Origin of the sequence: Clostridium sp. (assembly GCF_051650885.1) — a bacterium.
Lineage (GTDB): Bacteria > Bacillota > Clostridia > Clostridiales > Clostridiaceae > Clostridium.
Genome location: NZ_JBOFRG010000147.1, coordinates 1 through 9,217, shown reverse-complemented (window position 1 = coordinate 9,217; position 9,217 = coordinate 1). Strand labels below are relative to the sequence as shown.

Sequence of the window (9,217 nt, the reverse complement as noted above, 5' to 3'; positions counted from 1 at the left end):
AAATTTGATAGAATAAAGAAGAACCACTAATCTCATAAATATGATGTTTAGTGGTTCTTTCATCTTACATAGAAAGAACATATAATAGATTATAGTTTGAAAAGTGAACGAGAGATTAGGAGGACAATACTTTGAAAATAGCAGTATGTATAAAACAAGTACCAGGTAGTGAAAATGTTAAAGTTGATACTGAAAAAGGTATTTTAATTAGAGACAATTTAGAAAGCAAAATGAACCCATTAGACCTTCATGCATTAGAGGCAGGGATTAATATAAAAGAAAATTTAGGTGGAGAACTTTCAGTAATAACAATGGGACCACCACAAGCAAAAGATATAATAAAAGAAGCTTATGGAATGGGAGCAGATAAAGGATATCTTTTATCAGATAGAAAATTTGCAGGAGCTGACGTTTTAGCAACAAGTCATACACTTGCAGAAGGTATTAAAAAAATGGGAGAAATTGATTTAATACTTTGTGGAAAATTAACAGTAGATGGAGATACAGCACAAGTAGGACCAACTCTTGCAACTATGCTAAAAATTCCACATATTATAGCTGTTAAAAAAATAATCGAAGCTACTGATAAAAAAGTAGTTGTTGAAAGAGAAAAAGATAACGGAACTGAAGTTGTGGAAATAGCATTACCTTGTCTTTTAACTATAGATAAGGAAGCGTCACAGCCAAGACTTCCATCATACTTAAAAATGAAAGCTAGCCGTGAGAGAAATATTGAAGTTTTCACTATGAATGAATTAGAAGATAAAAATGAAGAGAACTATGGATTAGAAGGTTCTCCAACAAAGGTTAATAAGATTTTTAATTCAGTTACTGAAAAAGAAAAAGAATTATGGACAGGCGTAGGTGAAGAGCTTGGAGATAAGTTTTCAAATAAGTTAAAAGAATTAAAATTTATTTAGGAGAGTAAGAAATGAGTAAGATAGATAAAAGCCTTTGGAAAGGCGTATTAGTATATGTTGATTATTTAGAAGATAAAATACATCCAGTAACTTTTGAACTTATAGGAAAAGGAAGAGAACTTGCAGATAAGTTAAATGAAAAGTTATACTGTTTAATGATAGGAAATGATTTAAAAGAGAAAAGTGAAGAGTTACTTCATTATGGAGTAGATGAAGTTCATGTTTATGATAATAAAGAATTAGAAAGCTTTAAAATAGAAAATTATGAAAATGCAGCAGTAGATGTTATTGAAAAATTAAAGCCTTCAATAATATTAACACCTGCAACAGCAGTTGGATTATCTTTAGCACCAACAATTGCATCAAGATTTAAAACAGGATTAACAGCAAACTGTACTATTCTTAATGTAAATGAAGATGGTGATTTAGTTCAAACTAGACCTGCTTTTGGTGGAAATATAATGGCGGATATGCTAACACCAAATCATAGACCACAAATGGTAACAGTAAGATATAAAGCCTTAACTGCTATGGAAAGAAAAGAAGAGAAGTATGGTGAGATTTATAACCATGAACTTACGAGTTATGACTCAAAAATAAAAGTTTTAGATGTTAAAAAAGAAGATAATAAAAATGACTTAACTGAAGCTGATGTTATAATTGTAGCAGGTAGAGGTGTTAGAAACGAAGAAGATATGAAAATGATATATGAACTTGCAGAACTTTTAGGTGGGCAAGTTGGTGTAACAAGACCTTTAATAGAAAAAGGATGGGCTGAAGAAAAACTACAAATTGGAATAAGTGGAAGAATGGTTAGACCAAACCTTATAATAACTTGTGGAATATCAGGAGATGTTCAATTCTCAGCAGGAATAGATAAATCAAAATACATCTTTGCTATAAATAATGATAAAGATGCACCTATATTTGATATTGCAAATTACGGAATAGTAGGAGACCTATATGAGGTTTTACCTAAATTAATAGAAAATATAAAAAATGAAAAAGAGGAAAAATAATTATGGAATATAAAGTTATTGATATAAATGATATACAAGCTTTAAAAGATATAATAAATGATGAAAAAAGAATTTTCTTAGAAGGAAATATAAGAGAAGAATATAGCCACGATGAGTTATGTGGAATACAAGCATATCCAGAAGTTGTACTTAAAATAAATACAACAGAGGAAGTTTCAAAAGTTATGAAATATGCTTATGAAAATAATATTCCAGTAACACCAAGAGGAACAGGAACAGGATTAGTTGGAGCAGCAGTTCCTATATATAAAGGAATTCTATTAGATATGTCTACAATGAATAAGATTATTGAGATAGATGAAGAAAACTTAACTGTAACAGTTGAAACTGGAGTTTTATTAATGGATTTAACTAAAGCAGTTGAAGATAATAATCTTTTTTACCCACCAGACCCAGGAGAAAAGACAGCAACAATAGGTGGAAATATTGCAACTAATGCAGGTGGAATGAGAGCTGTTAAATATGGAGTTACAAGAGATTATGTAAGAGGTCTTGAAGTTGTAATGCCAAATGGTGAAATTGTAGAACTTGGAGGAAAAGTAGTTAAGAATAGTACTGGTTATTCATTAAAAGATTTAATGATAGGTTCAGAAGGAACACTTGGAATAATAACTAAGGCTATATTAAAATTACTTCCATTACCAGTAAAAACAATAAGTCTTTTAGTACCATTTCCAGACTTAGAGAAAGCAATAGGAACAGTTCCTAAAATAATAAAATCAAGAACTATTCCAACTGCTATAGAATTTATGCAAAGAGCAGCAATAACTGCATCAGAAGAATTTTTAGGAAAGAAATTCCCTGATAGTAAATCAGATGCATATTTAATTCTTTCTTTTGATGGAGCTACAAAAGAAGAGATAGAAAAAAATTATGAAGAAGCAGCAGAAATCTGTTTAGCTGAAGGTGCAATAGATGTATTAGTATCAGATACAGCAGAAAGAAATGCTTCAATTTGGTCAGCTAGAGGAGCTTTCTTAGAAGCTATAAAAGCATCAACAACTCAAATGGATGAGGTTGATGTAGTTGTTCCAAGAAATAGAATTGCAGAATTCGTAAATTACACTCATGAGTTAGAAAAGAAACATGATATAAGAATAAGATCATTTGGTCATGCAGGTGACGGAAATCTTCATATTTATATTTTGAGAGATGAATTAAATGAAGAAGAGTGGGAAAAAAGAATGAGAAGTGCTATGAATGATATGTATAAAATGGCTAAAGATATGAAAGGTCAAGTATCAGGAGAGCATGGAATTGGATATGATAAGATAGACTTTATGAGAGATTCAATTGGAGAGGCGAGCTATTTAGCTATGAAAGGCATAAAAATGGCATTAGATCCAAAAGGAATTTTAAATCCAGGAAAAGTAGTTAAATAATAGAAAAAAGATCAACCCTATGAAGGTTGATCTTTTTTTACTTTTAATTTTGCATTAGGAGTTAATGTTTCATTTAAGAAGCCATTAACAAGCATATATCTATTGTCTCCAATATTAATATAATCTATCTTAACTTTATCACCAACGTTAGTTATAGCAACATCTTTAGAAGTTGAAGTTGGGACAGAGAAGACTTTATCAGAGTTATTAAGTTTTACTTCATAAGTGCTATTTCCATTTGAAACTACTAAACCTATTCTAGAAATATCACCAGAAATTGTTGAATGACCTTTATCACTACCTTGTAAACTCATATTATTATTAGAGATATCTTCAAGATAAGAATTTAAAGTTTGTTGAAGAGTAGTTCCTACAGCAACGGTACTATAATTCTTAACATTAACCATAGCATACTGTTTAACAAGACCAGTATTATCTTGTAATGTCATAAAATATGTTGGTTGATTTTGAATATTAATTAAATATGGGAACGTAGCTTTGTATCCAAACTGTTGAACTTTACCTTCAGCAGATTTCATAGCTGCTTCTTCAGTGGCACCAGAAGTTTTATACATTATAGTTTTTCCTGTTCTAGTATTAGTTAAAGTAAATCCAACTAAACTTTGATCAGAACCAACAGATGTAAGGCCAGTATAGAAATAACATTCTCCATTATTATAAATCATGCTCATACCATCAGTTGTTTTTAATTTGTCTCTACCACTAAAGTTGAAAATACCATGAACCAGTTCACCCCACTTATTTAAATGCCTAGTTATGATATCTTTAGGCTGAATTCTATCTACCCATTTAGGTGTATCTTGGACATTATAAACTTTAGTTTCACCAGTTTCAGCATTAATAATTTCAGTACCAATAACCTTTTGTTCATCAATACCAATAGCAGCGGTATATCTAGTGACAACCCAGTAAGGAACACCACTATCATCAAGCTCAAATGTAAAATCCATATGACCACAAGTTGGATCTTTAAGGTATGCCCATCTTTGAATATTATCTAAAATATATCCTGATTGAAGATATTTTAATTTAAGTGGTTTTCCATTAAGCTCTGTTACAAGCTTAGTATCATTAGGATTTGTAGCACTAACAACTACATAACCTGGGGTACCATCATTAAATAACCATTTAATAAATGAAGATGGCTCTAAAGCACCAACATAAACTAATTTACCATTAACGCTTTGAAGAGTCATTGTACCAACAGTTACTTGGCTTCCAAGACCTTGAATACTACCAAGCTTTTTATCAGCTAAAGTTTGAGCTAAGGCTTGGTCAACAACAGGTAATTGATTTAAATCAACTGGTTGTATCTGATCAGAAAAATTAACTTCTGAAACAGAACCTATTAAATTTCTTTGTGCTTTAGTTGAAATTAATGGACTAAATATAATTACAAGAATAAGATAAAAAATTAAAATACCAATACCAGTAAAAATATATTTTTTATTTAGTCTAAGAACTCCATAAATAATTAAAGAAACCATAACAGGCAGTAAAAAAGTAAAAAGACCTAGTTTAATGTTTAAAATAAAGTCATTATTTAAGGCTAAGATAAGCCAATAAATAAGACATAGAGGAATAAGTAATTTTAAAAATCCGCTAAACTTTGCCTTCTTAGGTTCAGAGCTTATATTTTTCCCGAATCGTTGTCTTAAAAATAAAATAATATCTGAAATATCGATTTTATTATTATTCATAAAAAACCTCCTTTAAAGTTTGATACGCTAAGTTTAATAAGAAATATAGAAGTGGGAGTTAACAAATAAGAAATATTTTATTAAATTTAAAAAAAATGGAATAATATGAATAAAATGAGTGATAAGATTAATAATATAAGAGAGGAGAACAAAAGCTAGGAGGAAATTGAAGATGACAGAGAAAATATTAAATCTTATTGAAGAGTATAAAGGAACACAGGAATGCTTAGAAGAAGGATTAAAAGAATTGCCAGATAATTATGGTGCAAAAGCTAAAATAGAATTATTAGACATGGTAATATCAGATTTAGAAGAATCAATTAAATAGGCAAAATTTGACTAACAAAAATATTCCTTTTATAATTGAATGTGAAAGTATATAAATAATGGTATTCATGGGAGGAAATGAAATGTTAGAAAAAATAAACACAGAAAAAGCACCTAAGGCAATAGGACCATATTCACAAGCAGTTAAGGTTAACAATATGTTATTTACATCAGGGCAAATTCCATTAGATCCAGAAACTATGGAAATAGTAGGAACAGATGTTAAAGAGCAAGCAGAGAGAGTTATGCAAAACTTAAATGCAGTATTAGAAGAGGCAGGAGTAAACTTTGATCATGTTGTAAAAACAACTTGTTTCTTAAAAGATATGACGGACTTTGCACAGTTCAATGAAGTGTATTCAAAATATATAAAAAATGCACCTGCAAGATCATGTGTAGCAGTAAAAGAATTACCAAAAGATGTGTTATGTGAAGTTGAAGTAATAGCATATTTATAAAACTAAATTCTATCAATACAACAGAGGAAGCTTTTTAGCTTCTTTTTTTAATATACTAATATATGAAATAAATATAGAAAGTATATAAAAATTTGGAAAAAATATATAATAATGTTAAAAATTAAAAAGAAGTGTGATATAGTATAAATAGGATAGATATACTTAAGTTAAGGAATGGTGATGTTGTTTGGATAAGGCAGAATTGAGAAAAAGTATGTTATACAAACGCAACTTAATAAGTGCAGAAGAAAAGAGTGTTTTTGATGAAAGAATAATAGAGGCTTTTTTAAATTTAGAGAATTATAAAAAGGCTAACAATATATGTATTTATGTAAATTATGGTTCAGAAATAAATACAAAGAAAATCATTGAAAAAGCATTAGATGAAGAGAAGTCGGTATTTGTTCCAAGAATAAAGAAAAATAGGGAGATGGAGTTTATAAAGATAGACTCTATAGAAGAACTTGAAAAAAATAAAATTGGAATTTTAGAGCCGAAAAAAGAATTTACTGAAAAAGTAGAAAAAATTGAATTATTAGTTTTACCTGGATTAGCATTTGACTTAAATGGAGGAAGAATAGGATATGGTGGAGGCTATTATGATAGATATTTAGATAATAAAGATATATTGAAAATAGCATTATCTTATGAACTTCAAATTTTAAATGAAATTCCAATGGAAGAGCATGATATAAAATATGATTATTTAATTACAGAGAAAAGAATAGTGAGAATTTAAATAAGGGATAGGAGGGTATTGATGAAAAATTATAAAAAAGGAACGTTATGTATACAAGGTGGATATGAACCAAAGATAGGAGAAGCTAGAGTATTACCGATTTATCAGAGTACAACATATAAGTATGATGATCCAGATCATTTAGAAAAGTTATTTAATTTAGAGGCTGAGGGACATTTATACACAAGAATTTCAAATCCAACTGTAGAAGCATTAGAAAAGAAGTATGCAGAGCTTGAAGGTGGAGTAGCAGCAGTTGCTACAGCATCAGGGCAGGCAGCAATTTTAAATGCAATTCTAAATATATGTAAAGCCGGAGATAATGTAATTTCAGCATGTACTCTTTATGGAGGAACAGTAAATTTATTTACAGTTCACTTGAAAAATATGGGGATTGAAGTAAGGTTTATAAACCCAGAAGATAGTGAAGAAGATATTATAAAAAAAGCAGATGAAAATACAAAGCTTATATATGGAGAAACTATTGGAAATCCAAGTTTAAATATATTAGATTTAGAAAAATTCGCAAGAGTAGGAAAAGCATTAGAGATTCCATTAGTAGTAGACAATACAGTAGCAACACCAATGCATTGTAATCCAATAGAGTTTGGTGCAAATGTAGTTATACATTCAACAACAAAATATTCTGATGGACATGCACAAGCTATTGGAGGAATGGTAGTAGATGGAGGAAACTTTAACTGGGATAATGGAAAGTTTAAAGAGTTGGTAGAAGGAGATCCAAGCTACCATGGAATGAAATATGTAGAGGTATTTAAGGCTGCTGCATATAGTGTGAAATTAAGAGTAACCTTAATTAGAGATTTAGGAAATACATTAAGTCCATTTAATGCTTATTTAACTAATTTAGGATTAGAGACTTTGCATCTAAGAATGGAAAGACATTCTAAGAATGCCTTAGAACTTGCAAAGTGGTTAAAAGAAAATCCAAAGGTAAGCTTTGTTAATTATCCATTTTTAGAAGGAAATAATGAGTATGAGAAAGCACAAAAGTATCTTAAAGGTGGAGCAAGTGGAATTTTAAACTTTGGAATAAAAGGTGGAATTTCAGAGGCAAAAGCTTTTATGAAAGGATTAAAATTAACAGCACTAGTTGTCCATTTAGGAGATGCTAGAACATCTATACTACATCCAGCCACAACTACTCACAATCAGCTTGATGAAAAAGCGCAAGTTGAAAGTGGAGTAACTAAGGATATGCTTAGAGTGTCTGTTGGAATTGAAGATATTGAAGATATAATTAAAGATTTTAAAGAAGCTTTTAAAAAAATATAAAAATATTTGGAAAAGTTTGCATTAAATATAAAAAAATAAAAAAAATGTACGATAATAAATAAGAATATTATGAGGGAAGGATGGGTTTATATGGAAGAAGTATCAAGAAAGCTTGAGGTAATGTTGTCTAAGCTTCAAAAAATGAATATAAATATGCTAGGACTATGGTTCCCAAGTTTAGATAAAGAAGAAATACTTAGAGTATTAAGAGAATCAAATAAATTTAAATTTGAAGGCGAGTATGTAAGAATTAAAACTTATGAGGAAATTTATGAAGAGGAGCTTAAAAAGAAATTAGAAGATATTGAAACAGGGGATGTAAGAGAAACAAATATTAAGAATGAAGTAAAAGAAAAAGCTGCAGCAACTGTTGAAATAGAAAATACACCAATAGTTAAAGAGCCTATTATAAAGAAAGAAGAAAATATAAAGAAAGAACCTAAATCACAAAAAATAAGCTTTGGAAAAGAAGTTATTATTAAAGAAAAAGAATTTGACATTAAAAAGTTAAATGGTGCAGAAATTGAATATGAAGATATGGTTAGAATAATAGAAGAATATAATGAAAATGTTAAATTTAGATTAGAAAAATTTGATGGAAATTCATTTGAAGCAAAAACAAAAGCCATTGTGGAATTCTATGAGAAAAAATATAATTTAGAAGAAGAAGAAATTGATGATGAAAGCTTAGAAATTGCTATGTATTCATTAACAAATAAAAAGAAAAATTTAGAGGCTGGATATGTAGTTGTTTCAACTATATTAGATGAAAAGATAGTTGAATATATGAGTGAAAACTATTCAGATGAGGTTATCTACTTCTGTCCAATAGAAGGAGCAACTCAAGAATTTGAATTTGATTTAAATGAGTTCTTTGTAAAAGATACAAAGAAAATATTTATAAAGTATTTGAAAAAGTGTGTTGTAACAGAAGAGAAAGATATAAATATAAAGAGAGTAGAAATAGTTACAGGAATACAATAAAAGAAAGGGGCTGTCGCTTTAGCGGAAATAAAATCCGTTAGCGATAGCCCTTTTTCTAAATAATATTTATAATTTATATTTTAAATTTTTAGATGTCTTTAAATTTGTAAAATCATTAAAAATTGACGCACTTTAACAAGCTTAATAAGAAAATTAAAAAAATTTAATTTAGCTTAAGCTATTAAGTCTGTTTTAAATAGATGCGTTCCAGTACGATTTCCTTGAATTTTATTATGTAACTTTTTAATATTATGTCCAATAGCAAGTAAAACACTTTCAGCAAGCACATTTTGTTTACCTTTCGATAAAAATCTCCTGAAGCCCATATCTTGTTTTATTTGTGCAAAAGA

At 29.1% G+C, this 9,217-nt stretch carries 10 protein-coding genes; 8 read left to right on the top strand and 2 right to left on the bottom strand.

Features of this window, described 5'->3' with window-relative positions:
• The first annotated feature begins 131 nt into the window (after positions 1-131).
• The 3 genes from ACRC28_RS07180 to ACRC28_RS07170 are packed head-to-tail and all read left to right on the top strand — an operon-like array spanning position 132 to position 3,342.
• Positions 132-920, top strand: coding sequence for an electron transfer flavoprotein subunit beta/FixA family protein (locus ACRC28_RS07180; RefSeq protein ID WP_438542767.1), 789 nt, complete (start codon positions 132-134; stop codon positions 918-920).
• 11 nt (positions 921-931) lie between these two features.
• Positions 932-1,939, top strand: a complete 1,008-nt coding sequence (locus tag ACRC28_RS07175; RefSeq protein ID WP_438542766.1) for an electron transfer flavoprotein subunit alpha/FixB family protein — start codon at positions 932-934, stop codon at positions 1,937-1,939.
• A gap of 2 nt (positions 1,940-1,941) precedes the next feature.
• On the top strand, positions 1,942-3,342 hold the full coding sequence (locus ACRC28_RS07170) for an FAD-binding oxidoreductase (RefSeq protein WP_438542765.1): 1,401 nt from the start codon (positions 1,942-1,944) through the stop codon (positions 3,340-3,342).
• A 17-nt stretch (positions 3,343-3,359) separates the two neighbouring features.
• On the opposite strand, the gene ACRC28_RS07165 is transcribed toward ACRC28_RS07170, so the two are convergent.
• Entirely contained in the window at positions 3,360-5,063 is a 1,704-nt protein-coding gene (locus ACRC28_RS07165; RefSeq protein ID WP_438542764.1) for a cell shape-determining protein, read from the bottom strand.
• Between the two features lie 172 nt (positions 5,064-5,235).
• Between ACRC28_RS07165 and ACRC28_RS07160 the strand changes: the two genes are divergently transcribed.
• From ACRC28_RS07160 to ACRC28_RS07140, 5 genes are all read left to right on the top strand, one after another.
• Positions 5,236-5,391, top strand: a complete 156-nt coding sequence (locus ACRC28_RS07160; protein ID WP_438542763.1) for a hypothetical protein — start codon at positions 5,236-5,238, stop codon at positions 5,389-5,391.
• An 82-nt stretch (positions 5,392-5,473) separates the two neighbouring features.
• A complete protein-coding gene (locus ACRC28_RS07155) occupies positions 5,474-5,848 on the top strand; it encodes a RidA family protein (RefSeq protein ID WP_438542762.1) in 375 nt (124 codons plus the stop codon).
• A gap of 187 nt (positions 5,849-6,035) precedes the next feature.
• A complete protein-coding gene (locus ACRC28_RS07150) occupies positions 6,036-6,587 on the top strand; it encodes a 5-formyltetrahydrofolate cyclo-ligase (protein ID WP_438542761.1) in 552 nt (183 codons plus the stop codon).
• A 21-nt stretch (positions 6,588-6,608) separates the two neighbouring features.
• On the top strand, positions 6,609-7,883 hold the full coding sequence (locus tag ACRC28_RS07145; RefSeq protein WP_438542760.1) for an O-acetylhomoserine aminocarboxypropyltransferase/cysteine synthase family protein: 1,275 nt from the start codon (positions 6,609-6,611) through the stop codon (positions 7,881-7,883).
• Between the two features lie 90 nt (positions 7,884-7,973).
• Positions 7,974-8,867, top strand: a complete 894-nt coding sequence (locus ACRC28_RS07140) for a hypothetical protein (RefSeq protein ID WP_438542759.1) — start codon at positions 7,974-7,976, stop codon at positions 8,865-8,867.
• A 173-nt stretch (positions 8,868-9,040) separates the two neighbouring features.
• Here ACRC28_RS07140 and ACRC28_RS07135 read toward each other — a convergent pair.
• Positions 9,041-9,217 (bottom strand): transposase (locus ACRC28_RS07135; RefSeq protein ID WP_438542768.1); only part of this gene is annotated, 177 nt, incomplete at its 5' end.

Bases quoted from the DNA above. Each gene is read 5' to 3' on its own strand.
- ACRC28_RS07175 (WP_438542766.1), top strand. From the start codon at position 932: ATGAGTAAGATAGATAAAAGCCTTTGGAAAGGCGTATTAGTATATGTT.
- ACRC28_RS07170 (WP_438542765.1), top strand. From the start codon at position 1,942: ATGGAATATAAAGTTATTGATATAAATGATATACAAGCTTTAAAAGAT.
- ACRC28_RS07165 (WP_438542764.1), bottom strand. From the start codon at position 5,063: ATGAATAATAATAAAATCGATATTTCAGATATTATTTTATTTTTAAGA.
- ACRC28_RS07160 (WP_438542763.1), top strand. From the start codon at position 5,236: ATGACAGAGAAAATATTAAATCTTATTGAAGAGTATAAAGGAACACAG.
- ACRC28_RS07155 (WP_438542762.1), top strand. From the start codon at position 5,474: ATGTTAGAAAAAATAAACACAGAAAAAGCACCTAAGGCAATAGGACCA.
- ACRC28_RS07145 (WP_438542760.1), top strand. From the start codon at position 6,609: ATGAAAAATTATAAAAAAGGAACGTTATGTATACAAGGTGGATATGAA.
- ACRC28_RS07140 (WP_438542759.1), top strand. From the start codon at position 7,974: ATGGAAGAAGTATCAAGAAAGCTTGAGGTAATGTTGTCTAAGCTTCAA.